We start from the raw sequence: 24,663 nt of genomic DNA, 5'->3' as shown, positions 1-24,663 counted from the left end.
CAACATCGTGCGTCGGGGCGCGGGGCCTCTGGGACACTCACGCTCTATGGACGCTGTGATGCTGGTCGGGGGACAGGGTAGTCGCCTGCGCCCACTGACGATGTCAGCACCGAAACCGATGCTTCCGGTCGCCGGCGTTCCGGTGACCGCCCACATGCTCGCCCGCGCGCGCGATGCCGGGATCACCCGCGTTGTCCTCGCCACCGCGTACCGGGCCGAAGTATTCGAAGAGTACTTCGGCGACGGCTCCGCGCATGGTCTGGAACTGGAGTACGTCACCGAGGCCGAGCCGCTGGGAACGGGCGGCGCGATCCGTAACGTCGTGTCGCGGCTGCGCGCCGCGCCGGGCGAGCCGGTGGTCGTCTTCAACGGCGACATCCTGTCCGGCCTGGACATCGTCGCGCTGGTGCGCCGTCACCGGGACACCGACGCGGCCGTCACCCTGCACCTGACCGAGGTTGGTGACCCGCGCGCGTTCGGCGTGGTCCCCACCGACGCCGACGGCCGGGTCACCCAGTTCCTGGAGAAGACACCCGACCCGCCGACCAACCGGATCAATGCCGGCTGCTACGTCTTCCGGCGGTCCGTGATCGACGGCATTCCGGCCGGCCGGCCGGTCTCGGTCGAGCGGGAGACCTTTCCAGGACTGCTGGCGTCCGGCGTTCTCGTGGCCGGTTATGTCGACAGCACCTACTGGCTCGATCTGGGCACTCCGGACGCGTTCATCCAGGGGTCGCGGGACCTGGTGACGGGGCGGATCGCCTCCTCCGCGCTGCCGGGACCGGTCGGTGATCAGCTGCTGTTGCCGGGTGCCTCCGTCGCCGGGGACGCCAAGATCAGTGGTGGCGCGGTGGTGGGCGCTGGCACGACGGTCGGTGCCGGCGCCACGGTGGACGGTGCGGTGCTCTTCGACGGAGCGGTCATCGGTGAGGGTGCTGTGGTGCGCGGGTCGGTGGTGGGCGCTGGCGCGGTCATCGGCGCGCGGGTGTCACTTGACGGGGTCATCGTGGGTGACGGCGCGCGGATCGAGCCCGGCAACGAGCTGCGGGCTGGCGTCCGGGTGTTCCCCGGTGCCGTTCTGGGGGCGGGCAGCATCCGCTTCAGTTCGGACCGCGCGTGAGCGCGGTGAGGCGGCGCCCGCCCGCTCCAGCCCGGCACCCCGGTCGCGTTCCGCTCAGCGCTGGTGACCCGACAACAGCGCCCGCGTCAGCGCCGCGTCACCGCGTCGCGGCGGCCGTGTCCGCTGGCGTGGGCGTGCCTGCTGAGGCAGGCGTGCCTGCTGAGCTGGGCGCGGTGGTCCCGGGACCCGGTCCGGTGGGCTGCCGCGCGCTGCCGGCGATGGTTGGGCTCAGGTCGAGCGGGCCACCGGCCGCACCGGACTCGGGTGCGGTGGGGGAGTCCCACACCGCACCGGCCGGGCTGGGGTTGGCATAGGTCCCCACGAACTCCTTGATGGCCGCCTCGGACACGACCGCGCACCGCTGGGTCCGGTCCCAGGCGGTCAGTACGAAGTGCTTGTTCTCGGTGAACTCGCCGCGTTCCCAGGGGACGGCGATGAACCGGTCACCGGCCGACTCCGCGGCGGCGCGCAGCGCGGTCACCTGGTCGTCGGGGAGTTTCGCGTCGTACCAGCCGATGACGAAGCCGTGTTCCAGGTTGTGGACGGCACGCTCGATCCGCAGGTTGGGAATGCGCTCGTAAAAACGGTAGGCGTCCGGCAGCGGGCTGGAATCGTGGTTACCCGATGACGGCGGCGCGACGGTGTAGTCGACGGTCTGGTTGGCCGCGACGTGGGTGCTGCCGTGGGAGGCGTCGTTGACGACGCCGGTGCATCCGGCCGCGGTCGCGGCCGTGCTCGCCCTGGTGACGTAACCGACCGAGCGGCTCTGGTCCTTCGCCCGGTTGTCCAGCAGCGCGTACACGATGATGCCGGCCAGTAGCGTCAATGCGGCCAGGCCACCGATTCCGTAGATCAGAAAGGAACGTCGGCGCTCCTGGCGCCGCTGTTCGCGCCGGAGCGTGTCGAGCCTCGCGTTGCGTTCCGCACTCTTTTTTCCCACAGCGCACGATCCTACGGAGGGCCGGCCGGCATCCACCCGGCTCGTCCGTCCTGGTAGGCCCCACCGGGGGGCGTACGGACCTCAGTTTCTGATCACTCGACTGGCGAACACCCAGCCGCGCCCGAAGATCCTCTAAAGCAACGCGGAGAGCATCGATTCCTTCGACTACCCCTACCTGCCGTTCTACGCCGGCACGGCCTACACAGCGCTCTCCAAGTCCGAGAAGGCGCGAACCTTCGCCCAGCAGGCGGTGACGTTGTACGACGCGGCGGCGGCGAACTGGCCGGTCGCGCGGGCCCTGGCCCGGGTCGACCTCGCGCTCGCCGCGGTGCGACAGAAGGAACCGGACGGGGCGTGCGCCGTGACCGTCGAGGCGCTGGAGATCTGCGCGACCGAACGCCCGGTGGATCTGATCGTTCGCCGCACTGGTGAGGTCGTTCGGGAGCTGCGCCCCTACCAGGAGCTGTCGGCCGTCCGCGACCTGTACGAGCGCCAGACGAACCTGTCCCGCACGGTCCGCGGCACGCAGCGGGCCCCTTCCAACCCCGGCGCCGGTTCAGCGGCACATGATCGACAGGCGGACATCCTCTAGTAGATCTTCATCTGAGCGGTAAGGTCGCGTTCGTCGCCGGTGGTTCCCGCGGCATCGGCCGGGCGATCGCGTCCCGCCTTGCGGCCGAGGGCTGCCGGGTCGGGATCCGCGGACGCGATCGCCGACGCCGCCCTGAGCGACCCGGCCCTCGACCCCGACCGCGGCAGCTTCACCACCGCCCTGCAGACCGCCCGTGACCAGGTCATCAAGGCCGCCGGCGTGATCGACGGCGAGACCGTCGACCTCGTTGGCGTTATCGGCCGCGCGGTCCTGGCTGATCTGCTCCCCGACCGGCGCCTGCGTATCAGCCCCCGTGTCGTCAAACGCGCGATCTCCAACTATGCCGCCAGCACTGCCAAGGGCCGGCTTCACGGACCCAGCTACAAAGCCACCGTCAGCGTTGACATCCTCGCCCCAGCACCTTGACAGAGACCACCCCCGCCAAACTTCACGGCATTGGGGCTAGCCGAAGAGCTGGTCGAGGGTGTCGGCGGTCAGAACGCGGACGGTCCAGGTCCGCAGCTGGTCAGCGGAGGCGTTACGCACGGTGGTGAGCAGCGTCTCGGGAAGCGGGCCGAACTTGAGCGTCAGCTGCTGGACGAGGGTCTCGACACGGCCCTCGGCGCGGCCTTCGACCCGGCCTTCGACACGGCCCTCGGCGCGGCCTTCGACCCGGCCTTCGACACGCCCCTCGACACGGCCTTCGGCACGGAGCTGCTCGGCGATGGTCATGTAGGCCTCCTCCGCGTCAGAACCAAGAGCGGTAATCAAATCATGCAGCTGATCACGGATCTCTGCCTCCCCGACCAGCTCAATGTAACGCAGGAGAGCAGCGAACTCCTCCCTACCATCAGGACCATCCAGAACCGCCCGCAACTCATCCGCCCACGGCCCCAGCTCCTTCACCAGCCACGGATTCCCCGGAGCGATCTTCAAAAGGAGCAGCGTCAACCGCACCGACGCCGTCAACGGCCGCTCCCGCAGCGCCCGCGCATCAACCCCGACCAGATCATCGAGAAGAAACCGGAACCGGGGCAGATACTCCCGCCACGCCTCGATCAGCTCCACGTCCAGGTCGACCAGGTCGGCTACCTCCACCGGTGCGGTCCAGGCACGGTCGTTGTGGTGCACGACCAGCGGGATCACCGCGGGCAGCCGGCTCGCCCGGGGATGATCGGCCAGGTAGCGGTCCCAGATCCGCACGACATAGCGCAGCATCCGGAACGCCATCACCGGGTCGTTGCCGCTCTGGTGCTCGATCAGTACGTAGACGAACGCCTCCCGGCCGTCCAGCGGCGCGGTGAACAACAGATCGGTATGCCGCCACCGCAGCGTGGCATCCACCAGGCTCCCGGGCACGAGCGCCAGCTTGTCCAGGTCAAGCCGGGCCACCAGCCCTGGTGGCAGTACCGCCCGCACCTGGGACGCCGCGTTCGACGGCGTCCCTAAAATCCGGCGGAACACCGCGTCATGAGGTGTGGACGGATTCGACATGACCGCACCGTACCGACACCCACCGACGCACCAGCCTGCCGCCACGCAACATGGCAGTGGCCGCTTTTGTCGTCTCCGCGTGTATTGCCGATGGGTGGCCCTGATGATGGTGACCGCCACGTCACTTCCTGCCGCCGGCCGCACCCCAGCCGGAGCGTCCATCACGGCGGCGCCATCCGCGGCCATCAGGCACCGCCCCCGGTCAGCGCCCGCGCCGCTACCGGCCGGGATCCGTCACCGGGCGTGATAAGGGCAGGTACGAGGGCCGACACAACCAGGCTCGCTTTGGCCTGGTTCTGCGTGGATGCTGTCCGAGCCTCCCCGAGGGACGCCTCTACCGCGGACGGCTCTACCGGGCGACGACGAAGGCCGCGACATCCCGCGCCGGGCGGTCGGCAGGTGCCTGCGCCGGATGCCCGATGCCCACGGCGCCCATGGGCTGCCACTCATCCGGCAGCCGCAGGACGGCGCGGACCACCTTCGGGCAGAACAAGGTGCTCGACACCCAGCATGATCCCAGGCCGTCCGCGGCCAGGCAGATCAGCATGTTCTGCACGCCGGCCCCCATCGCGACCAGGAACATCCGCTCCTCGGCGGCGGCCCGCCGGCCATCCGGGTAGGCGTGGGCGCCGTCGGCGGCCAGGCAGGGGACGACGAGCACGGGTGCCCGGCGCAGCACGTTCCCACGGGCGAGCCGGCGCGCGACCGCCGCCTCGCCGAAGCCGTCGGCGACCAGGTCCGCTGCCCACGCCGTGGCCATCGCGTCGAGCAGCTGGTCGCGGGCTTCGGTCACGACCACGAACCGCCACGGTGTGGTGTGGTGCGGCGCGGGTGCCGTCAGCGCCGCCGCGAAGGCACGCTCGATGGCGGCCGGATCCACCGGCCGGTCGCTGAACTCCCGGATGGTCCGCCGGGCGGTGACCGCAGCCCGCTGGGCTTCAGCGGTGCCGAGCCGGAACATGTCCTCGGCCGCGGGGCGTACCAGCGCCCGGGCCCCTCGGCCGTCGTCGGCGAGCGGGCGCAGCCCGCGCACCAGCGCCACCGGCACGCCGGTCAGTTTCCCCTTGACCAGGTCGGCGGCGGCGGCCAGCTCGTCCGCTTCGGCGATCTCGGTCATGCCCAGTTCGTTGCCGTACGGGTCGACATCGCCGATATGGCTGCGCAGCGCGGCCATGCCCGCGACGCCGATCGCGTGGTCGGTCAGGCCGGCCCGCCACGGCCGGCCGGCGGTGTCGCTGATGATGACAGCGACCCGTACGCCCAGGCGGTCGCGCAGCCCGGCCGCCAGCGCCCGAGCGCTTGCGTCCGCGTCGACCGGCAGCAGGGCTATCTCGTTTTTGATCACATTGGACGCGTCCACCCCGGCGCTGGCGATGACGAATCCCTGCCGGGTCTCCACGATTCGGGTCGGCCCGCGCCGGGCCACCTCGCGGACGGTCTCGGCCTCGACGGCGGCCAGCCGGGCCGTCTCCCGGTCGCCGTCGACGCGCAGCAGCCGTCCTTCCGCCTTGGAGACGATTTTTGAGGTGACGACGAGGACATCGCCGTCGCGCGGCTGGAGGCCACCGGTGGCCAGCGCGGTCACGATGAGCGCGGCGAGGTCGTCACCGGTGCGCACCTCGCCGATGCCCGATATGGCGATGATCTCCAGGGTGTCAGACACCGGCGAGTTCCAGGGCCGCGCGCACGATCTCGGCGGTCGCCGCGACGTCGGTCATCAGCAGCGGCCGGGCCCGCACGGTGACTCCGGGCACCTCGGTACCGGTGTCGGCGGTGTCAACCAGCCAGCCATCGAGAATTCCGTCCCGGGTAACCGGGTCGCGGACGGTCGTGCTGTCAGCGGTTGCGCTGTCAGTGGTTGTGCCGCGCTGGGCGGTGTGGTGACGGGCACCGTAGTGGGTGCCTACCGCGCCCGCACTGGTCGCCACACCGATCGCGGTGAGGCAGGCGTCCGCCATGCCGCGGACGGGCGCGCCGCCGATGATCGGCGACACGCCCACGACTGGAGCGGGCGTCTGTGCCAGCGCCGCGCGTATCCCGGGCACGGCGAGGATCGACCCGATGGACACCACCGGATTCGACGGCGGGAGGAGCACGACATCGGCGTTGGCAAGCGCGTCGAGCACGCCGGGCGCGGGTCGTGCGGCCTCGGCGCCTATCGAAACGATCTCTATGGCTGGTGTGGCGGCACGCATCCGCAGCCACCACTCCTGAAAATGCACGGCCCGGCGGCCTGCGTCGGTCATCACGACGACGTGCGTCTCGACCCGTTCATCGCTCATCGGCAGCAGGCATACCCCGGGTTTCCACCGGTCGCAGAGCGCGGCTGTGACGTCGGTGAGCGGGTAGCCGGCGGCGAGCATCCGGGTGCGCACGAGATGCGTGGCGAGGTCGCGGTCGCCGAGCCCGAACCAGGTGGGACCTGCCCCGTAGGCCGCCAGCTCCTCGGCCACAGTGAATGTCTCGCCATGGCGGCCCCAGCCACGCTCGGGGGAGACGCCGCCGCCGAGCGTGTACATGACGGTGTCGAGATCAGGACAGATCCGCAGGCCGTGCAGGGTGATGTCGTCGCCGGTATTGCCGATCACCGTGATTTCGGCATCCGGCAACACGGCCTTCACTCCGGTCAGGAAGCGGGCTGCGCCGATGCCACCCGCAAGAGTTGTGATCTTCATCCGATACCCACGTCCCGCCGTCCTGTCACCGGTCGCTCCCGTCCGCGCGGTGTCCTGACCGTAGCCCCGGCGGGACGAGCTTCCTCGACGGCACCCGCCGTGGTCGGATGTCTCAGGGGGAGAGGGCCGTGCCCGTCCGCGCCTGCGGCTGGCGGGTTGTGAACGACGCAAGCAGATAGCGTACGAGGCTGCTGGTCGGCCGTGCGGGAGCCGGGTTGGCCAGGCCGCCCTCGATGGTGGCCACGACCGCGTCCGCGGCGATTTCCCGATCGGGCTCGGTCACCCGGTCCGCGACTGTCGCCAGGGCCAGGTCGTGGAGCCAGGCATGCAGGCGTTCGTGGTACTCCATGACTGTGGGTGAGTGTGGTGCTCGCTCGGCCACACATGGGTGCAGGGACCGCCGGCGTTCGACCGAGTCGAGGGCGGCGAACAGCTTCTGGGCCGGATCACCGGCGAACGTGTCGATCCGGTCGACCTCACCGTCGAGGAGCCGGTTGAGAACCGCGGCGAACGCATGGTCTTTTGATCGGAAGTACCAGTAGACGGACCCTGGCTCGATGCCCGCGGCTCGCGCGATTTCGGCAATGGATGTGGCGGCGAAGCCCCGGGCGAGGAACTGCTGTTCAGCGACGGCCAGCAGCGCGTCAATCCGCTCCTCGCGCGGAACCTCCTGGCGGTTACGCGGCACCTGATCAGTTTAACGGCCCGGCGTCCCGCGGGTCGCGGGACGCCGGGCCGTCCGGTCACATTGACCGGGGCCGAAGCCGGCATGATCATATTTTTCCGCGCTGCCAGTGGGCCATCAGGCCCCGCCGCGAGGTGCTCGATGGATGCCATCGGATGGCCTCGGCCCGCGGCGGTGGATCGACGGTGGATGCGTCGGGTGCGCGATCCCGAATCGGAATGTTCATCAGCTGCTTTCACCGAAAGCAGCTGATGATCTTTTTGAGTTCTATCTCTTGATTTTGCTTCGAGAGCGTGGTGAGACTGATGGCATGCGCCGATCCGCGTAGCGGACCAGCGCACTGGAGCAGCGGGTGGTCTGCCAGGCGACCTGCACGTCCGGCCTGCTGCCCGCCGCGGCTGCGAACATCTCGCACCCAGCGCTGGAACAGCGGAAGGACGGTCCATGCCTGAGATCACGAAGAGGCCGCCGATCGCGATGAGGCACACTCTCGACGCCCTCACCGCCACACTGGCCCGGGCCCTGGCTGGCGCGCGCCACCCGCAGGTGGAGGCTGCCCGGCGGTCTCAGCTGCGCCAGTGGGCAGGTCGTTCGCCGACACAGCGCGACGCCGCCGCGGAGCGCTGCGACCAGCTCGCGGCCCGCTGCCGGATGTACCACACCCTCGGTGTCGTTGGTCGGTTCCGCAGCGTCAGTCCGTCGTGTCCGGGCCGGTCGGGATGATCGGCCGACCTGGCGGCGACCGCGGGCAGGTCGTTCGGTCGCCGATCGTTGGGCGGTGATCCCGGCGGCTGGCTCGTGCGGCGGAGAAGGAGCGCGCTCTGGGGCGTGGGCCGGTGGACGCTCCTGGCGATGCTGATTGCTAGATGACCATTGGGGTTCGGGGGAGCGGATGACGAGAGCAGGGAAGCCCGCCGACGGTTCGGTCGGCATCGGCGCGCGGCCGGTACCGACCGCCGTACCGGTGGCGCCCGGTGCCGCGGCACTACGGCGCGCGCTGCGGCGGGCCCGTGACGGCGCGCTCCTCGATGCGGTGGAGGCGGCTGTCCTGATGGCCGCCCGTGGAGACGATCTTGCCGATCTGTCCGGGTCGGCCGCGCGGGTCCGTGCCGCCGGACTGCGCTCGGCCGGCCGGCCGGACACGATCACCTATTCGCCGAAGGTGTTCATCCCGCTGACCAGGCTGTGCCGGGACAGGTGCCATTACTGCACCTTCGCGACCGTCCCGCGGCGGTTGCCCGCGCCCTATCTGAATCTCGACGAGGTCGTCGCCATCGCCCGCCAGGGCGCGGCGGCAGGATGCGCGGAGGCGTTGTTCACCCTGGGGGACCGCCCGGAGGATCGCTGGCCCGCCGCGCGCGAATGGCTGGATGCGCACGGCTACGACTCGACCACCGGGTATCTGCGGGCGGCGGCCATCGCCGTTCTGGAGGAGACCGGGCTGCTGCCGCATCTGAACCCGGGCGTCCTGTCGTGGGAGGAGCTGGCCCGGCTCAAGCCGGTCGCCCCGTCCATGGGGATGATGCTGGAGACGACCGCGGCCAGGCTGTGGTCTGAGCCAGGCGGCCCGCACTACGGCTCGCCCGACAAGGAGCCGGCGCGCCGGTTGCGGGTGTTGGAGGACGCCGGTCGCCTGGCTGTCCCGTTCACCACCGGCCTGCTGCTGGGGATCGGCGAGACCCGGTTGGAACGGGCCGAGACCCTGTTCGCGATCCGGGAGGTGGCGCGGCGTTACGGCGGTGTCCAGGAAGTGATCGTGCAGAACTTCCGGGCCAAGGACGGCACGGCGATGGGTGGCGAGCCGGACGTCGGCGCGGCGGAGCTGGCGGCCGCGGTCGCGGTCGCCCGGCTCGTTCTCGGGCCGTCAGTCCGGTTGCAGGCGCCGCCGAACCTGGTCGATGCCGACGAATGCGCGCTTCTGCTTGCCGCGGGCATCGACGACTGGGGTGGGGTGTCCCCGGTCACCCCGGACCACGTCAACCCCGAACGCCCCTGGCCGGCGGTGGAGACGCTGGCCGCGCTCACGCGGGCGGCGGGCTTCACGCTACGGCCGAGGCTGACCGTCTATCCGCCCTATCTCGGCGAACCGTGGCTGGACCCGCGGCTGCGATCCCACGTCGACGCCCTGGCCGGTCCGGACGGCCTGCTGCGCTCCGCGGCCACCGCGGTGGGGCGGCCATGGCAGGAGCCCGACGGCGGCCTCGCGAACAGCGGCCGGGTCGATCTGCACGCCGCGATTGACGTCACCGGCCGCCAGGCCGACCGCCGAGCGGACTTCGCCTCCGTGTACGGCGACTGGGACGCCCTGCGTGCGCGGGTCAGCGCGGCCGGTACAGGTGCTGACGGAGTCGTCGGCACGGGGGCGCGTGCGCGTGCGGGGGTGCCGCCGGCGCGCCTCGACGACGCGGAGCGGGCCGCGCTGCGCCACGCCACCCGGGACCCGGCGGGGATCAGCGACGCGGACGCACTCGTGTTGTTCGGCGCGGCCGGCACGGCCCTGGCGGAGCTCTGCCGGCTCGCGGACGACCTGCGCCGGGACACGGTCGGGGACGACGTCACCTACGTCGTCAACCGGAATATCAATTTCACGAATGTCTGCTACACGGGATGCCGGTTCTGCGCGTTCGCGCAGCGGCGCAACGACGCCGACGCCTACACCCTCTCCCGGCAGGAGGTCGGCGCCCGTGCCGAACAGGCGTGGGCGGCCGGCGCGACCGAGATCTGCATGCAGGGCGGCATACACCCGGACCTGCCCGGGAGCGCGTACTTCGAGCTGGCACGCGAGATCAAAAGTCGGGTGCCAGCCGTCCACCTGCATGCCTACTCGCCGATGGAGGTCGTCAACGGCGTCACCCGGACAGGCCTGTCCATCCGTGACTGGCTGACCGCCGCTCGTGAGGCGGGTGTCGACTCGATTCCCGGGACGGCCGCGGAGATCCTCGATGATGACGTGCGATGGGTGCTGACCAAGGGCAAACTGCCGGCCGCGAGCTGGGTGGAGATCATCACAACCGCGCACGAGATCGGTCTGCCGTCGTCCGCCACGATGATGTACGGGCATGTCGACACGCCGGCCCACTGGCTGGCCCATCTGCGGCTGCTGCGGCGCATCCAGGAGCGTACCGGAGGGTTCACCGAGTTCGTGGCGCTGCCGTTCGTCCATCACAGCTCGCCGATCTATCTGGCTGGCGTGGCCCGGCCCGGCCCCACCGTTGAGGAGAACCGGGCGGTACACGCGATGGCCCGGCTGTTGCTGCACGGCGCGATCGACAACATCCAGTGCTCGTGGGTGAAACTCGGCGTGGACGGCTGCCATCAGGTCCTTCGCGGTGGTGTCAACGATGTCGGTGGGACCCTCATGGAGGAGACCATCAGCCGCATGGCGGGCTCCCAGCACGGGTCGGCCCGATCCATCGCCGAGCTGGAGGCCATGGCGGCCGGCGCGGGCCGGCCCGCCCGCCAGCGCACCACGACCTACGGAGCCGTCGGCGCGGAGCGGTTCGCCGCGGCCCGCCCGGATGCCGCGGCCGGGTCTGTCGGCGGTGCGCGCAGGGTCCTTCCGATCATCTCCTGACGGGTCCTCGGTCCCGATCTCGCCGTCCCGGTGATGTGATCGTCTGCCCGGCCGGACAATGGTCCCCAAGGATCGTCATCCACCCGGGGCCCGTGTTCTGGATGCCGGCCGGGCTGCGGCCTCGGGCCGGGTCCCCATCGCGATCGATGCCCGCGCGCCGCCAGGGCCGTTGATGCCGGTTGCGAGCGCTGGTTGTCCCAGCGTGCCGTCGACGTCTCGGAAGCACGGTGTCCACGGATGTCAGGTGGATGAGAGGAGATGTCATGAGCAGGACAATTCATGACGGACTCATGCAATTTCGGACGGTAAGATGGCCTGGTCGGGGGGTGCGAGGGGTTGACGTGTGTTGCTCAGGGCGGCGAAGGGGGACCCTCTGTAACGGCATCTTGCTACCGTGAGCTATTGTCTGATCGCTGGTTGTAGAAGATGTTGCGCTGGTGGGGTTGACGTCGCTGAGTTCGGCGCGTGTAATTACCGGCGTGTCATTTCCCCCGCCGGTGGGGAAAGTGCGATAAAGCACTCGCCCGGCCGGTGTGGACACCAGTCACCTGCGCGCCGGCGCCCGGGGGGTGGCCGACCGCACCGCGACGGGTCTGGAGGAGTCCACATGGAACGCACCGACGCGGGCGTCCGCATCGTTCTCGCTGAAACGCACCGACCCCGCGCCGCGCTGTCCGCCGGGATGGCTGTTGACCGATGGCCGAGGCAGTCTGACCCCGGCCACCACGGTGGCGGAGAGCTGGTTACCGTCAAATTTGATCTTGATGCTGGCCCCGACGGTGAGCCTGCCGGATCGGCGCATCCCGATGAGACAGCCACCGAACATTACGATCATGATTCGGCCAACATCATCGAACTCGATATGGACGACATCCTCGCCGACCCACCGGAGTGGCAGGAGCGCGCGCTGTGCGCCCAGACCGATCCGGAGGCGTTCTTTCCGGAGAAGGGCGGCTCGACCCGCGAGGCCAAGCGCATCTGCTCGGGCTGCGAGGTCAGGAGCGAGTGCCTGGAGTACGCGCTCGACAAGGATGAGCGGTTCGGGATCTGGGGCGGCATGTCCGAGCGTGAACGGCGCAGGCTGCGCCGCCGAGCGGTCTGACCGTCGCGAGGGGAAGGCCGGCGGGCAGGCGTTCACCGCACGGTGAACGCCCGATCGTGCCCAACGGGCACGTCACCACCAGCCGAGGGCCTCGCGGGTGGGCACGGCGCCAGCCGGCGGATCCCGGTGGCTGCGGCCCGGCTGGCGGCCCCGGCCGGCTCGGCACGGTCGGTGTCAGCGTTGACCGGGCCGGACGCGGGGCGACGCGCGTTGGAGCGCCCGAGGATAGGACTGTCCGGCTCGTGGCTCCCCGCATCCCGCCCGGCCGCGTTGTCGTCGGTCGCCACCCAACACCAGGGTGACTCCCTCCTCCGCCTCGCGATGCACACACCCCAGCCCCGCTCCTTGATCCACGCCCCTATTGCCGGTCGCTCTTATCCAGGCGAGGCGAGGAACACCCGGCCCACACCGGTGAGCCTGAGCCGTGTCGACTCCGATGATCCCGGGGCGAGCAGGGCCGCCTGGCCGCGGTGAAGCCTGATGGTGCCCGTGCCCGTGCCGCCTACCTCGACGGTGCCGTCGGTGACCAGCAGGATGGCCGGACGCGTGACCGTCACGCCGTCACCGCCTGGTGGGGCACCGGCCGGCAGGTCGCAGATCGCCTCAGCCAGCAGGAAGTCGTCAACAGGAACATCCCAGGTACGCACGGTGATCCCAGTCGTCGCCAGCGTCGTCCGGGGGATGAGCACCGGGGCCGGGGCCGGCGTGGGGTCAAGGACATCCAGCAGCTCGTCGACGTCGATGTGTTTCGGTGTCAGGCCGCCGCGCAGCACGTTGTCTGACGTAGCCATGATCTCGATGCCGACGCCGTGGACATAGGCGTGCAGCAGGCGTGCGGGCTGGAACAGCGCCTCGCCAGGCCGCAGTGATATGTCGTTGAGCAGCAGCGCCGCGGCGATTCCCACATCGCCGGGGTGCGTCGCGGCAAGCCGGCGCACCAGGTCGGCGGCGGACGCCACCGCCGGTGCCGCCGGTGCCGCCGGTGGTTCGAGCATCGCGGCCGCCTCGGCCAGACCGCGGGCAAAACCGTGTGCCTGGTCGGCGGGCATCGTCAGCAGCGTGCGCAGGACCGTCGCGGCGCCCGCGGCCGGATCCCGCTCAAGCGGCGCGAACGCGGCCTCGAGCGGCGGATAACCCAGGCCATGCACAACGGCGAGGGTCCGCTGCGGGTCACGGACGCCGGCCAGCGCGCGGAAAGGCGTGAGCGCGACGATCAGTTCGGGTTTGTGATTGCGGTCCCGGTACCGCCGCTGGGCGGCATCGCGCGGTACGCCGGACCGTTCCTCGTCGTCAAAGCCGGTCTGCGCCCGTGTCGTGTCCGGGTGGACCTGCAACGAGAGAGCCTTCTCCGCGGCGAGAACCTTCAGCAGGAAAGGCAGCGGGCCGGCGACATCGGCGGCTGGCCGCCGCCCGTTGGCGGTCTCGACCTCGGACGGGGCGCCTGGATGGGTGCCAAGCCACAGCTCCGCGGCTGGTTCGCCGGTGGGCGTCTCACCGAGCAGGTCGTAGATGGCGCTGGGCGAGCCCCAGTCGTAGGTGCGCACCCGCCCGAACAGCCGCAGAATCCGGTCGGGCGTCCCGGCGGTCACTGTTGTCCGTCCTCCTTCTGGTGAACTGCTCAGGGCGCTTGCGCGCTGCTCAGGGCATGCGGTCCGGAGGGCATGCGGGCACGGCCGCGCGGCTGCTCAGCCGGCTGGCGCAAGCCCCGAGCGAGCGGAAGGTGTGGTGTCTGTGGGTGTCCTGGCCTGGTCGGGAAACCGGCATACCGCGTCCGTCACATGCCTGGGGACAACCCGCGGGCGAGAGTGAGAGCGACCGGCAACAGGGACGCGGCGTCGCGGTGTTGGGGCACGCACCTCAACTTCGCTCCTTGATCCACACCCCTGTTGCCGGCGCTCTTATTCGTCTTCGTGCCAGCCGTGGCCTTCCGGGTCGATGACCTCCGGTTCCACGCCGAGCATGTCCGCGACCTTGTGAATGAGAACGTCCAGGATGAGTTCGGCGAGGTCGTCGGTGTCCATCGCGCGGGCTTCCAGCGGCCGGCGATAGATGATGATTCGGTGCGGCGTCGCGGAGCGTCCCCGGCCGGCGGGCGGCTGATGGTGCGCCAGCGGCACGGGTTCGTCCGGGCCGAGGACAGCGGGCAGGGGCGGAACGTCCTCGACCGCAAACTCGACGTCCGACAGTTCGGCGGACCAGCGGTGCTCGAGGTGCTCCACGGCATCGAGGACGAGGTCGTCGAAGCGTTCCCCACGGCTGCGGTAGGCGGGGACCTCCGGGGGGAGGAGCGCACCGCGCAGACCGCGCCCGCGCCGGTCCCGGCGACGCGATACCGGGATGGGAGGCTGAGCGGCCGGGAAGTCCGGCCCGGGGGTTCCCCAGGATGCGCCGGGAGAGGCGTTGTCCGCCATGGCGTGAGCGTACGGCTCGCGAGCGGCAACCGTACCGACGCCCTCCGGATCCATCGGGTGAATTTCCCCTCGGTTACTCTGACGTATCCAGGTGTGTCCGTCGGTTCAGCTGGTAGGTACGGAGCGTCGTTGACTGCTTACCATGGCTCCGCGGCTGGCTGCGACACGGCGGGTGGTGGTGGCCGTCGCCCGTTCCGGGGGCTACCGTCCGGAACGTGAAGCCTCGGCGCTGCTCCCGCTCGGCATGTTCAGCGGCCGCGGTCGCCACGCTCACGTACGCCTACGCCGAGTCGACGGCCGTCCTCGGGCCACTCTCCCCATACGTCGAGCCGCATTCCTACGACCTGTGTGGAACGCATGCCGACCGCCTCACTGTGCCACTTGGTTGGGCGGTCGTGCGGATCGAGGGTGAGCCCAGGCACAGTGCAGCCTCTGATGATCTTGAGGCGCTCGCGGACGCGGTTCGTGAGGTGAGCCGACCAGCAGGCCGCGAGGATCCGCCCGATCCGTCCACACCCGCAGGTCGACGCGGTCATCTGCGGGTGCTGCCCCGACCGAGCTGAGGCCGCCCTGGCGCCCGTCCGGCGGGCATATCCGCTGGGGCGGGCCGTCCGGCTCGCCGCGCGTCGTGGCCAGTGCAGCCGGAGTGGACCCGGCGTCGGTAGGGTCATCGGCGTTGGTACCAGTACCAGTGTTGGCCAGCGTTCCTTGTGCCGCGGGCGCGCGAGCGGAGTGATGATCGCGTATCTGCCGGTCAACCGGGGGAAGGGCGGAAGGGTGCGCGATCTATCGCGGATCTTCAAGGCATATGATGTGCGGGGGATTGTGCCGTCGGAGCTGGACGCGGACATCGCTCGCGCGGTTGGCGCCGCGTTCGTGCGCGTGCTCGCGGCCCCGCGGGTCGTTGTCGCGCGTGACATGCGCGGCTCGTCGGTCCCGTTGTCGGAGGCGTTCGCCGACGGCGCCGCGGGCCAGGGCGCGGACGTCATCATGATCGGGCTTGGCTCGACCGACCTGCTCTATTTCGCCGCCGGTTCGCTGGACATCCCGGGAGCGATGTTCACCGCCTCCCACAACCCGGCCACATACAACGGCATCAAGCTGTGCCGGGCCGGTGCGGCTCCGATCGGGGTGGACAGTGGTCTCGGTGACATCCGGGCACTGGTCGAGGCGGGGGTCCCGGCGTTCACCGGGCCGCGTGGCGCGATCACGCACCGGGATCTGCTGGCGGCCTACGCCGAGCACCTGCGTACCCTGGTCGACCTGTCCGCGATCCGGCCCCTGCGGCTCGTGGTGGACGCGGGTAACGGTATGGGCGGCCTCACCGTCCCGGCCGTGTTCGACGGCCTGCCGTTGACGGTCCACCCACTGTACTTCGAGCTGGACGGGTCGTTTCCCCATCACGAGGCCAACCCGATCGAGCCAGCGAACCTGCGTGACCTACAGGCCGCGGTCCGCGCCACCGGCGCTGACATCGGGCTCGCTTTCGATGGCGACGCGGACCGCTGTTTCGTCGTCGACGAGCGCGCCGAGGGCGTCTCACCGTCCACCATCACCGCGCTGGTCGCTGAGCGGGAACTCGCCCGGGAACCGGGGGCCACGATCATCCACAACGTGATCGTCAGTAATGCCGTGCCCGAGCTCGTCTCCAGGCTTGGTGGCGTCCCGCTGCGCACCCGTGTCGGTCATTCGTTCATCAAGGCGGAGATGGCCCGCACCGGCGCGGTCTTCGGCGGCGAGCACTCCGGCCACTTCTACTTCCGGGATTTCTGGCGGGCCGACTCCGGGATGCTCGCCGCGATGCACGTCCTGGCCGCGCTCGGCGAGCAGGACCAGCCGCTGTCGCGCCTTCTTGATGGCTATGCCCCGTACGCGCTCTCCGGTGAGATCAACTCTGTGGTCGCGGACGCCGGAGTTACCATGGCCGAGATCGAGAAGGCGTATGTGGGCCTCGCGACCGGTATCGACCATCTCGACGGGCTGACCGTCTCTCTCGGGGGCGGTGTCTGGTTCAACCTTCGTCCGTCCAACACCGAGCCGCTGCTGCGCCTGAACGTGGAGGCCCCCGACCATGTCACGATGTCCCGGGTGCGGGACGAGGTCCTCACCCGCATCCGTCCCGGAAGGGAGACCGACCGTTGAGTCTCGATCCACTCCTGCTGGAGATTCTCGCCTGTCCGTGCCCGGCCCATGCCCCGCTACGCGCGGAGACGCTCGCCGGTGAGCCCGTCCTGGTCTGCACCTCGTGCGGCCTGGCTTTCCCGGTCCGCGACGAGATCCCGGTGATGCTGCTCGATGAGGCCGTCCCCTTCGGCGGGGACGTGCCGGCCGCGGATGTGCCGGGCGGGGTTCCCAGCTCTCCCTGAACCCGAACAGGCCTGGCTGCCTCCGTTGTCCGCGGGTACCTGTCAGGATGCTCCTTCGGGTAGCTGCGGGGAGGGCGGGCGGCACGTGCGGGAACTGGGACGGGCGCTGGGGGCGATCGTGGACGAGGCCATTCTGGATGACGTCGCTCGGCTGACGGCGGCCGATCCGGCCGGAATGTTGCTGCATGTGGCGTCATCGGCCCGCCAGGTCAGGGAGTCCGCGGCGCTGGCCGGAGAGGCCCGGCTCGATTCACTCGCCGCCGGCGGTCGCCCACGTGCCGTGTTCGTTGCCGGGGCCGCCGGCTCGGAGGCGCTCGGCGCGGCCTTGGCCGCTGTGGCGGGGCCGCGGTGCCCGGTCCCGGTGTTCGGGGACAACGGCTACAGCCTGCCCGGGTGGGTGGGTGTCGCCGACGTCGTGTTCGCGATGTCGGCCTCGGGACGCGATGCGCGGACGCTGACCGCGTTGCGGGAGGCTGATCGTCGCGGTTGCCGGGCGGTCGTCGTGGGCGCACCCGATTCGCCGCTGGCCGTGCTGGCCGGCCGGGCGCGGGCGCTGTTCGTTCCCGTTCCGGTGGTGGATGACAGGCCCACCCGCGCGAGTTTCTGGGCGCTGCTGGTCCCCGCGGTGGTTGCCGCGCGTGCTCTCGGCCTCGTCCCCAGCGAGGCCGGGGGACCGGGCGCGATCGAGGCCGCGGCGGAGCGGCTGGAGGAACTGGCCGTGCGCTGTCGACCCACCAGCGAGACCTTCGTCAGCCCCGCCAAGGAGCTGGCGCTCGCGCTTGCCGGTTCGTTGCCGTTGCTGTGGGCGACCACCCCGCTGGCCGCCGCCGCGGCCCGTCGCGCAGCCGATCAGCTGGCTGCCGATGCTGGTTACCCCGCGTTGCTCGGCACGCTGCCAGCGGACGCGGGCGCCCAGGCGGGCGTCCTGGATGGCGCGTTCGGAGTCCGCGCCACCAGGGGCGGTGCCGCTGGTGCCACCATCGGCGGCGGTGCGGCCGAAGATCTTGAAGATTTCTTTCGCGACCGGCTGGCGGAGACGGAGCAGGTGCGGCTCCGTCTTGTGCTGCTGCGTGACCAGACCGAGGAGCATCCGGCGGTCACCCGGCAGGCCGATGCCGCGATCGCCGCCGCCGCCGAGCGTGGGATCGGGGTCACCGAGCTGACCGCGCAGGGGGCGAGCCGGCTGGAACGGCTGGCGTCCCTGGCCGGCCTGTTCGATTACGCCGGTGTCTACCTCGCCCTTGTTCTTGGCCTTGATCCCACCCCGGTCGCCGCGGCCCGCGATCTCGACGTCCGCCCGGCACCGAACTGACGCCGACGGCCAGCCCGTCGGCTAGCGGGACCGGGCCGCTGTGGCTGGCGGTGCTGTCGGCAGGATGGCGCCCAACGACGGTGTGGTAGCTCCGGGCTGGGCTATCGTGACGCCCGGCAGCGGCCCAGCCGTCGTGGGTGCGGGTGCCGGTTGCGGCGGGGGAGTGGAGAGCAGACCGCCCTTGGTGCCTTGGGCCACCGTCGGATCGGCCTTTGACATCGGCATTGCCGGCACGCCGGTGAGCGCTTGGCGCAGCGAGCGGCCCCAGATGATCGCTGGAAGATCCCCGCCGAACACCCGGGGCCATGTCCGGCCGTCGGCGACGACTCCTTTGAGGGGGTTCCCCTGCGCCCCCTTGGGATTGCCGACAGCGACGGAGGCGGCTATCTGCGGGGTGTAGCCGACGAACCACGCAGCCGAGTAGTTGTCCGTGGTGCCGGTCTTGCCGGCGGCTGGCCGCCCGATCGCCGCCGCGTTCGGGTATCCCGTGCCCTGGGTGATCACTCCGGTGAGGACGCTCGTCACCGTGTCGGCGACACCGGCGGACACCGCCCGCCGGCAGCTGGGTGCGGGGGCAATGTCCACGTTCTGCTGGCTGGAGTCGGTGGCCGACAGGACATAACGCGGGTCACAGTGGACGCCGTGGGCGGCAAGCGTGGCATAGGCGTCGGCCATGTCCAGCGGGGTGACACGCTCGGAGCCAATGGCTATCTCCCCCTTTGCGGGGGAGACTTCCTTCAGGTAGGAAGCCGGGATCCCGAGCCGGGTCGCCATGCTGACGATGGCCGGTACGGAGATTTTCTCCGCGAGCTGGATGTAGTAGGTGTTCACCGAGTCCCAGGTTGCCTTCGACATGTCGTAGATGCCGCTTTCCTCCGGTTCGGCGTTGGCGAAGCCGGTGGGACAGTCACCGCCGCTGCGCGGATCCCCCCGGGGGAACCGCTTGGAGACGTAGCATGCGGGCGAATAAAACTGGGTGTTGAGCCCGTACCCCGCCTCCAGCGCGGCGGCGAGCGCGAAGGTCTTGAACGTGGAGCCGGGCTGGAACACCGCCGTGGTCGGCAGCGGCTCCTTGGTCTGATTGGCCGCGGCGTTGGAGCCGAAGGCCCGGTTCACCGCCATCGCCAAGACGTTGCCGGTGCCCGGTTCGATCACCACCTCGGTGGCTGACACCGGGTTGCTCGGCGCTATGACGGCATTGACCGTGTCCTGGACCGCGGCCTGGATCTTGGGTTGCAGGGTGGTCCTGACGACCAGCCCGCCTTCGTGGACCCGCCGGGCACGCTCGGCCTCGGTCGCGCCGAGCGCGGGATCGGCCAGCAGCTGGGTGCGCACGAAATCGCAGAAGAAGGGCGCGGTCGACGTCTCGCACGAGTCCTGCGCCGCGGCCGCGGCGGCACGCACCACCGTGACCGGGGTGGCCTTCGCCGCATCCGCGGTGGCCGAGTCGATGTAACCGAGTTCGGCCATCCGGTCCAGGACGACGTCCCGGCGCACCCTGGCGGCATCGGGATGGTTCACCGGGTCGTACAGGGACGGGCTCTGCACGAGCCCGGCCAACAGCGCCGCCTGGGGGAGCGTCAGATCGGTGATACGTACATGGAAGTAGTTCTGGGCGGCGGTACCGACGCCGTAGTTGCCGTTGCCGAAGTAGGCGATGTTGAGGTAGCGCTCGAGGATCTCGTCCTTGGTGAGGCTGTTCTCCAGGGCGACGGCGTACCGGGCCTCCTGGAGCTTGCGCTGGAGGGACGTCCCGGCGGCGTCCTCGCGCTGTTGCTTGGTGCGCGCGTTCTGGAGCAGCACGTTCTTGACATATTGCTGCGCCAGTGTTGACGCGCCCTGTTGGACGTCGCCTGCCGCGCTGTTGCGCAGCGCCGCCCGGACGACTCCCTTCACGTCAACCCCGCCGTGGATGTAGAAACGCGCGTCCTCGATGGAGACGATGGCCTGCCGCATGACCGTTGGAATGGCCTTGCCGTCGACCACAGTGCGGTTCTCCTGGCCGCGCAGGGTCGCGATGACACTGCCGTCCGCGGCGAGGATGGTGGAAGTCTGGGGCAGCGGTGGCGTGACCAGCTCGGCGGGCAGGCTCAGGTAATGGTCGGCCGATGCCTTGGCGAACAGGCCGACCGCGCTGATCATGGGTAGGAACAGCAGCGCGAGGCCGATGCCCGCGGCGGTGACGACCAGCCCGATCCGGCTGAGCCGGCCCCGCCGGCCACCACCGTTGCCGCCGCCATCGCCGCCGGTCACCACGTCGCCGGTCACCACGTCGCCGTCATCGGCTGCGGGCGCGCTGGCGTCCATGCTCGGCGGCGGCTGTCCGTTTCCGCTGGCGGTAGCGGAGCCGGCGGTACCGGCCGCGCTCGCCAGGCCACCGCCGTTCGCCAGGCCACCGCCATTCGCAAGGCCACCGCCGTTCGCAAGGCCATCGTCCGGTCTGTCGGAACCCGCCGCGACAGCGGCGGCATCCGATGCGCGACGCTGCGCTCGTGCGCGGAACGCGGAGTCTCTCTGCACGGCGGTAACGTCACCTTCCATGATTCAGTGAGCTTCGGCCCACGGGGAGATTCTGACCGACCCCCGTGGCGGAGCTGTACCCGGCGCGCTTGCCCGCCCCCGCATGGGGCTACGTTGTGCGCGGCGCCGCCAGGCTGTACGCGGAGCGGTCGATTGGGTGCGGCTGGTCACCGTGCCGTACCTCGGAGATGTGCGTGTGCATGTGCGGCGGCATGAGCGAGCCCACGTCCTGCCAGGCCCGCGGGGAAGGTCCCACATATCCGGATTGTGCTTACCGTGCTCCGTGCAACCGCGTTCCATACAGTGGTCCCGTGGCCACGGGACCACTGTATGCCGGCCCACTGCGTGCCGGCGTGGAGGCGGACAATACTAACGATATCGGTAATTTCGGCGGGCAGGCCAGGTGAGCGCTGAACCAGCCGCGGGCGACCGGCCCGAGTCGGTCACCCGCGAGGTCAACATGTTGTGTCCGACCTGTGAAGGCCTTGGGTGTGTGACGCTGCTTCAGGTGGCCAGGCTGAGTGGTGAGCCGTGCCAGCTCAGATCCACGACGGCCTGCCCGGACTGCGTGACCACTGGCTACCGCCCGCTCACGCCGCCCATCTGACCGCGGGGGCCTTCCGGGGCCTCCGGCGACAGGGGCATGGATCAACGGGAGATCCGCAGTAGGCGGCGCGCCTTTTGCGCGTCGAAGTCGAGGGCTTCGACCGGCGTGGAGGCGAGCCGGTGGACGAGCTGGCCCAGTCGGTGTACGTCGGCGGCCACCGCTGGATCGGCGAGGACGCGCAGGGCGAAGGCCAGGTCGCGCGGGCCGACGCCGTAATGCCGCTCCAGCTCGTCCGCGTAGGCGGCGGCGGCGAGGTCGCGCTCGCCGTACTCGCGGTGGCCGCCGCTGGAGCGCGAGGGCGCAAGCAGCCCCAGGGACTCCCGGTATCGCAGCATCCGCGCGGTCGTCTCGAGAACGCCGGCCGCACGTGTGATCGGCAGGCGCTCGCCGGGGCGCAGGCGCACGCGAGTCCGGATTGTGTCGAGTATGCGTGGGGCGTCCAGCACTTTTGGTATGGTCATGATTACCACCGGCCATCTTGACAAGAAAAAGTCAGCTTACTTGACAGGGCGGGCGGGTGACCGGAAGGCTGCTGGTCGACGTTCGATCACCGTTTGTGTGCTCCCCGTTGTCTGACGCCCGCAGCACCGTTGACAGGAGAACCCCAATGGCGGACCTGCCCAAGAACGACATAGCCGATCTCGCCTTGGCCCAGCAGGGCAAGACCCGAATCGAGTGGGCGGACCGGGCCATGCCGGTACTCCGGCAGATTCGCGACCGGTTCGCTGTCGAGCAGCCGTTCCAAGGTGCGAAGATCGCGGCCTGTATGCATGTGACGACCGAGACGGCCAACCTCATGCGGGCGCTCGCGGCTGGTGGCGCCCAGCTCGCCCTGTGCGCGTCGAACCCGTTGTCCACACAGGACGACACCGCCGCCGCGCTGGTCGCCGAGTACGGTATCCCCACCTTCGCCCGTAACGGTGTTGACCGCGACGGCTACTACGCGCATATCAACGCCGCGCTCGACGGCGCTCCGCACTATGTCTTCGACGACGGCTGTGACCTGGTCAACACCTTGCACACCACCCGAACCGAGCTGCTCGCGGGTGTGCGCGGCGGGTGCGAGGAGACGACCACAGGGGTTATCCGGCTACGGCAGATGACCAAGGACGGCGCGCTGCGCTTCCCGATGGTGGCGGTCAACGACACCGACACCAAGCACATGTTCGACAACCGGTACGGCACCGGCCAGTCAACACTGGACGCGATCTTCCGTGCTACCAACACGTTGCTTGCGGGCAAGACCGTCGTGGTTGCCGGCTACGGGTACTGCGGCCGCGGTGTGTCCTCGCGCGCCAAGGGCATGGGCGCGAACGTGATCGTCACCGAGATCGATCCGACCAAGGCGCTGGACGCGGCCATGGACGGCTTCCGCGTCCTGCCGATGATCGAGGCCGCCGCCATCGGAGATGTGTTCATCACCGTCACCGGTAACCGTGACGTCCTGCGCCGCGAGCATTTCGAGGCCATGAAGGACGGGGCGATCTTCGCAAATTCGGGGCACTTCGACATCGAGATTGACATCACGGCCCTGTCCGACCTGGCGGTCGCGGGCCCGCGCCGGGTGCGTCACCAGACCGACGAGTACGTCCTGGCCGATGGCCGTCGCCTGCTCCTGCTCGCCGAGGGGCGCTTGGTGAACCTGGGAGCCGCCGAGGGACATCCGGCCGCGGTCATGGACATGTCCTTCGCGGACCAGGCGTTGACCGCGGAATGGCTGACCAGGAACTGGCAATCCCTCGCCCCGGGGATCCACGATGTCCCGGTTGAGATCGACAAGGAAGTCGCGCGGCTCAAGCTCGCGACGATGGGTCTCACGATCGACGTCCTCACCCCGGCCCAGGAGACCTACCTCAACTCCTGGGAGCACGGTTCCTGACCTTAGCGGTCGCCGCCGGAAGTTCGTCCAGGGTCTGCCGGCGCCAGACGGCGCCTCGCGTCATCGCTCCCCGCACATCGCTTCGCGATGCACGGGTACCCCGGCTCGTCGGCCCCGGTAGCACACCGCTACCGGGGTCTCCGCCGACCGGCGCTGTCAGCCATGCCGGCGGCGGATCAGGCCGGGGGGACGAAGGGCCCGGGCGCCGGCTTGTCAGCAGGCTCGATCAGCCGGGTGGCAGACGATGCGGGGTCCTCGGGTCCCTGTCCCGGTGGGACCTGCTGGCCCTCCGGCAGATACGGGTACGGATACGGATACGGCCGGAGTGGATCCGGCGCTGTCGGGCGCTGATAGCCCGGATGCTGGGAACCCGCGTTCCAGGCTCCCGGTTGCCACGGCGCAGCTCCCGGTTGCCACGGCGCGGGGGCGTCGGCGAAGCGCCGCCGCGCCCGCGCGGTGCGTTCGGCAAGGACGGCGGACAGGTACGCCCAGCCAGGCGTATCCGGTGGCGGCGGCGGGGTGACGACCGCCCGTACGGATGCGGCGAGTTGGCTGCCGATCCGCTCGCGAGCCGCGGGCGAGAGATCCTGGACCCGCCCGAGGAACTGGCGGATGGCGAGTGCCAGGGCGTCTTCGACCGATGACAGATCCAGCGTGGTCGCCCAGTAGGCGAGTTGCGGGGGCATCGTCACCGGCGCGCTGGTGCCGCGTGGGATCCGCTCCTGCAGGACGACCGTTCCGGCCAGGAGGTCGCCCAGCCGCCTGGATTTTTCCGAGATCAACATGCTGATCACGGCGGGGATCCCCAGCAGGGCTCCGGGCCGTTCGACCACAGCGCCGATCAGGCCCCGGACCAGGGCATGCCGGAACCGGATCGGCCCGCCATCATCCCGCACGACACGCAGTCCCATGGCCGCCTTGCCGAGGGTGCGGCCCTTCCAGACGGTCTCGGCTGTCACCGGGTAACCCACCAGTACCGTGATCACAACGAGCAGATAGACGGTGGCCGCGAGCGCGTCGTTGTCGGGAGCCACGATCCTGAAGGCAACCCAAGCCATGATCATGAGAGCGGTGAGCTGAAGGCTGAAGTCGACGATCCCGGCGATGAGCCGCGAGCCGAGCCGGGCGACTCGAAGGTCGATCGTGACGGCCTCGCCGGTGATGAACTGGCTCAAGCCGCACCTGTGGTCCGTGCCGTTCCGTACATGATTGTTTTTCCCGTCCTGTGGTCGGTCTCTCCGCGCATCTGTGCAGCCTGCCGGATCCCGGGTGATGCAACTCCGGCGGAAGCGCCGGTTATCCTGATCCAGTCTGTCCCCACCCGTCCGGTGTGCGCGCGGTAACGGCCGTGATTCAGATGCAGCGTTGCGGTCCGGGTATGGAGCG

At 70.1% G+C, this 24,663-nt stretch carries 23 protein-coding genes and 1 pseudogene; 13 read left to right on the top strand and 11 right to left on the bottom strand.

What is annotated here, in order from left to right:
- Positions 1-46: 46 nt before the first annotated feature.
- Complete coding sequence (locus MJ777_RS06170) at positions 47-1,120, top strand: sugar phosphate nucleotidyltransferase (RefSeq protein WP_239312073.1); 1,074 nt, start codon at positions 47-49, stop codon at positions 1,118-1,120.
- Positions 1,121-1,217: 97 nt separating this feature from the next.
- Here the strand turns inward: MJ777_RS06170 and MJ777_RS06165 are convergent, their stop codons facing one another.
- On the bottom strand, positions 1,218-2,060 hold the full coding sequence (locus MJ777_RS06165) for a DUF3105 domain-containing protein (RefSeq protein ID WP_239312075.1): 843 nt from the start codon (positions 2,058-2,060) through the stop codon (positions 1,218-1,220).
- Between the two features lie 250 nt (positions 2,061-2,310).
- Here MJ777_RS06165 and MJ777_RS06160 point away from each other — a divergent pair, with 250 nt between their 5' ends.
- The 3 genes and pseudogenes from MJ777_RS06160 (at position 2,311) to MJ777_RS06150 (ending at position 3,078) form a co-directional block, all read left to right on the top strand.
- Positions 2,311-2,652, top strand: a complete 342-nt coding sequence (locus MJ777_RS06160; RefSeq protein WP_239345935.1) for a hypothetical protein — start codon at positions 2,311-2,313, stop codon at positions 2,650-2,652.
- Positions 2,653-2,663: 11 nt separating this feature from the next.
- Positions 2,664-2,726, top strand: a pseudogene (locus tag MJ777_RS23020) (hypothetical protein); the annotation flags it as partial.
- 4 nt (positions 2,727-2,730) lie between these two features.
- Positions 2,731-3,078, top strand: coding sequence for a hypothetical protein (locus MJ777_RS06150; protein WP_239373988.1), 348 nt, complete (start codon positions 2,731-2,733; stop codon positions 3,076-3,078).
- Between the two features lie 36 nt (positions 3,079-3,114).
- Here the strand turns inward: MJ777_RS06150 and MJ777_RS06145 are convergent, their stop codons facing one another.
- The 4 genes from MJ777_RS06145 to MJ777_RS06130 all read right to left on the bottom strand — a co-directional run bounded on the left by MJ777_RS06145 (position 3,115) and on the right by MJ777_RS06130 (position 7,509).
- Positions 3,115-4,146, bottom strand: coding sequence for an Rpn family recombination-promoting nuclease/putative transposase (locus MJ777_RS06145; RefSeq protein ID WP_239373986.1), 1,032 nt, complete (start codon positions 4,144-4,146; stop codon positions 3,115-3,117).
- A 349-nt stretch (positions 4,147-4,495) separates the two neighbouring features.
- Complete coding sequence (locus tag MJ777_RS06140) at positions 4,496-5,809, bottom strand: coenzyme F420-0:L-glutamate ligase (RefSeq protein ID WP_239373983.1); 1,314 nt, start codon at positions 5,807-5,809, stop codon at positions 4,496-4,498.
- Positions 5,802-6,821, bottom strand: a complete 1,020-nt coding sequence (gene cofD / locus MJ777_RS06135; protein ID WP_239373980.1) for a 2-phospho-L-lactate transferase — start codon at positions 6,819-6,821, stop codon at positions 5,802-5,804. The genes MJ777_RS06140 and cofD overlap by 8 nt, the downstream gene beginning before the upstream one ends.
- A 112-nt stretch (positions 6,822-6,933) precedes the next feature.
- Positions 6,934-7,509: a TetR/AcrR family transcriptional regulator gene (locus MJ777_RS06130; RefSeq protein WP_239345940.1), complete on the bottom strand. Its 576-nt coding sequence runs from the start codon at positions 7,507-7,509 to the stop codon at positions 6,934-6,936.
- A 441-nt stretch (positions 7,510-7,950) separates the two neighbouring features.
- Between MJ777_RS06130 and MJ777_RS06125 the strand changes: the two genes are divergently transcribed.
- The 3 genes from MJ777_RS06125 (at position 7,951) to MJ777_RS06115 (ending at position 12,182) form a co-directional block, all read left to right on the top strand.
- A complete protein-coding gene (locus tag MJ777_RS06125) occupies positions 7,951-8,229 on the top strand; it encodes a hypothetical protein (RefSeq protein ID WP_239308134.1) in 279 nt (92 codons plus the stop codon).
- A gap of 169 nt (positions 8,230-8,398) precedes the next feature.
- Positions 8,399-11,080, top strand: coding sequence for a bifunctional FO biosynthesis protein CofGH (locus MJ777_RS06120; protein WP_239373976.1), 2,682 nt, complete (start codon positions 8,399-8,401; stop codon positions 11,078-11,080).
- An 862-nt stretch (positions 11,081-11,942) separates the two neighbouring features.
- The gene (locus tag MJ777_RS06115) at positions 11,943-12,182 is read left to right on the top strand and encodes a WhiB family transcriptional regulator (protein ID WP_239308173.1); all 240 of its coding nucleotides are present in this window, start codon (positions 11,943-11,945) and stop codon (positions 12,180-12,182) included.
- Between the two features lie 32 nt (positions 12,183-12,214).
- On the opposite strand, the gene MJ777_RS06110 is transcribed toward MJ777_RS06115, so the two are convergent.
- From MJ777_RS06110 to MJ777_RS06100, 3 genes are all read right to left on the bottom strand, one after another.
- Positions 12,215-12,469 (bottom strand): hypothetical protein, encoded by a 255-nt coding sequence (locus MJ777_RS06110; protein ID WP_239308135.1) that lies wholly within the window; start codon positions 12,467-12,469, stop codon positions 12,215-12,217.
- 87 nt (positions 12,470-12,556) lie between these two features.
- Positions 12,557-13,771 (bottom strand): mannose-6-phosphate isomerase, class I, encoded by a 1,215-nt coding sequence (manA, locus tag MJ777_RS06105; RefSeq protein ID WP_239373973.1) that lies wholly within the window; start codon positions 13,769-13,771, stop codon positions 12,557-12,559.
- A gap of 309 nt (positions 13,772-14,080) precedes the next feature.
- Entirely contained in the window at positions 14,081-14,647 is a 567-nt protein-coding gene (locus tag MJ777_RS06100; RefSeq protein WP_239308137.1) for a metallopeptidase family protein, read from the bottom strand.
- A gap of 161 nt (positions 14,648-14,808) precedes the next feature.
- Here MJ777_RS06100 and MJ777_RS06095 point away from each other — a divergent pair, with 161 nt between their 5' ends.
- The 4 genes from MJ777_RS06095 (at position 14,809) to MJ777_RS06080 (ending at position 18,271) form a co-directional block, all read left to right on the top strand.
- Positions 14,809-15,156, top strand: a complete 348-nt coding sequence (locus MJ777_RS06095; RefSeq protein WP_239308138.1) for a DUF3499 domain-containing protein — start codon at positions 14,809-14,811, stop codon at positions 15,154-15,156.
- A gap of 214 nt (positions 15,157-15,370) precedes the next feature.
- Positions 15,371-16,735 (top strand): phosphomannomutase/phosphoglucomutase, encoded by a 1,365-nt coding sequence (locus MJ777_RS06090; protein WP_239308139.1) that lies wholly within the window; start codon positions 15,371-15,373, stop codon positions 16,733-16,735.
- Positions 16,732-16,959 carry a Trm112 family protein gene (locus MJ777_RS06085; RefSeq protein ID WP_239308140.1) on the top strand — a complete coding sequence of 76 codons (228 nt, stop codon included), beginning with the start codon at positions 16,732-16,734 and terminating at the stop codon, positions 16,957-16,959. The genes MJ777_RS06090 and MJ777_RS06085 overlap by 4 nt, the downstream gene beginning before the upstream one ends.
- An 85-nt stretch (positions 16,960-17,044) precedes the next feature.
- Complete coding sequence (locus MJ777_RS06080) at positions 17,045-18,271, top strand: SIS domain-containing protein (protein ID WP_239373970.1); 1,227 nt, start codon at positions 17,045-17,047, stop codon at positions 18,269-18,271.
- 21 nt (positions 18,272-18,292) lie between these two features.
- Here MJ777_RS06080 and MJ777_RS06075 read toward each other — a convergent pair whose 3' ends face one another.
- On the bottom strand, positions 18,293-20,791 hold the full coding sequence (locus MJ777_RS06075) for a transglycosylase domain-containing protein (protein WP_239373967.1): 2,499 nt from the start codon (positions 20,789-20,791) through the stop codon (positions 18,293-18,295).
- A gap of 403 nt (positions 20,792-21,194) precedes the next feature.
- On the opposite strand from MJ777_RS06075, the gene MJ777_RS06070 reads away from it, so the two are divergent.
- Positions 21,195-21,398, top strand: coding sequence for a hypothetical protein (locus MJ777_RS06070; protein ID WP_239308143.1), 204 nt, complete (start codon positions 21,195-21,197; stop codon positions 21,396-21,398).
- Positions 21,399-21,439: 41 nt separating this feature from the next.
- Here the strand turns inward: MJ777_RS06070 and MJ777_RS06065 are convergent, their stop codons facing one another.
- A complete protein-coding gene (locus tag MJ777_RS06065) occupies positions 21,440-21,859 on the bottom strand; it encodes a MerR family transcriptional regulator (RefSeq protein ID WP_239308144.1) in 420 nt (139 codons plus the stop codon).
- 146 nt (positions 21,860-22,005) lie between these two features.
- Here MJ777_RS06065 and ahcY point away from each other — a divergent pair, with 146 nt between their 5' ends.
- The gene (gene ahcY, locus MJ777_RS06060) at positions 22,006-23,277 is read left to right on the top strand and encodes an adenosylhomocysteinase (RefSeq protein ID WP_239308145.1); all 1,272 of its coding nucleotides are present in this window, start codon (positions 22,006-22,008) and stop codon (positions 23,275-23,277) included.
- 176 nt (positions 23,278-23,453) lie between these two features.
- On the opposite strand, the gene MJ777_RS06055 is transcribed toward ahcY, so the two are convergent.
- Positions 23,454-24,452, bottom strand: coding sequence for an RDD family protein (locus tag MJ777_RS06055; protein ID WP_239373964.1), 999 nt, complete (start codon positions 24,450-24,452; stop codon positions 23,454-23,456).
- Positions 24,453-24,663: the final 211 nt, after the last annotated feature.

This window comes from Protofrankia sp. Cj5 (assembly GCF_917627405.1).
Classification (GTDB): Bacteria; Actinomycetota; Actinomycetes; order Frankiales; family Frankiaceae; genus Protofrankia.
This window is presented reverse-complemented; position numbering and strand designations above follow the sequence as displayed.

What these genes read in the sequence shown, in the direction of transcription:
- MJ777_RS06170 (WP_239312073.1), top strand. Translation starts at nt 47, where the DNA reads ATGGACGCTGTGATGCTGGTCGGGGGACAGGGTAGTCGCCTGCGCCCA.
- MJ777_RS06145 (WP_239373986.1), bottom strand. Translation starts at nt 4,146, where the DNA reads ATGTCGAATCCGTCCACACCTCATGACGCGGTGTTCCGCCGGATTTTA.
- cofD (WP_239373980.1), bottom strand. Translation starts at nt 6,821, where the DNA reads ATGAAGATCACAACTCTTGCGGGTGGCATCGGCGCAGCCCGCTTCCTG.
- MJ777_RS06125 (WP_239308134.1), top strand. Translation starts at nt 7,951, where the DNA reads ATGCCTGAGATCACGAAGAGGCCGCCGATCGCGATGAGGCACACTCTC.
- MJ777_RS06120 (WP_239373976.1), top strand. Translation starts at nt 8,399, where the DNA reads ATGACGAGAGCAGGGAAGCCCGCCGACGGTTCGGTCGGCATCGGCGCG.
- MJ777_RS06115 (WP_239308173.1), top strand. Translation starts at nt 11,943, where the DNA reads ATGGACGACATCCTCGCCGACCCACCGGAGTGGCAGGAGCGCGCGCTG.
- MJ777_RS06100 (WP_239308137.1), bottom strand. Translation starts at nt 14,647, where the DNA reads ATGGATCCGGAGGGCGTCGGTACGGTTGCCGCTCGCGAGCCGTACGCT.
- MJ777_RS06065 (WP_239308144.1), bottom strand. Translation starts at nt 21,859, where the DNA reads ATGACCATACCAAAAGTGCTGGACGCCCCACGCATACTCGACACAATC.
- ahcY (WP_239308145.1), top strand. Translation starts at nt 22,006, where the DNA reads ATGGCGGACCTGCCCAAGAACGACATAGCCGATCTCGCCTTGGCCCAG.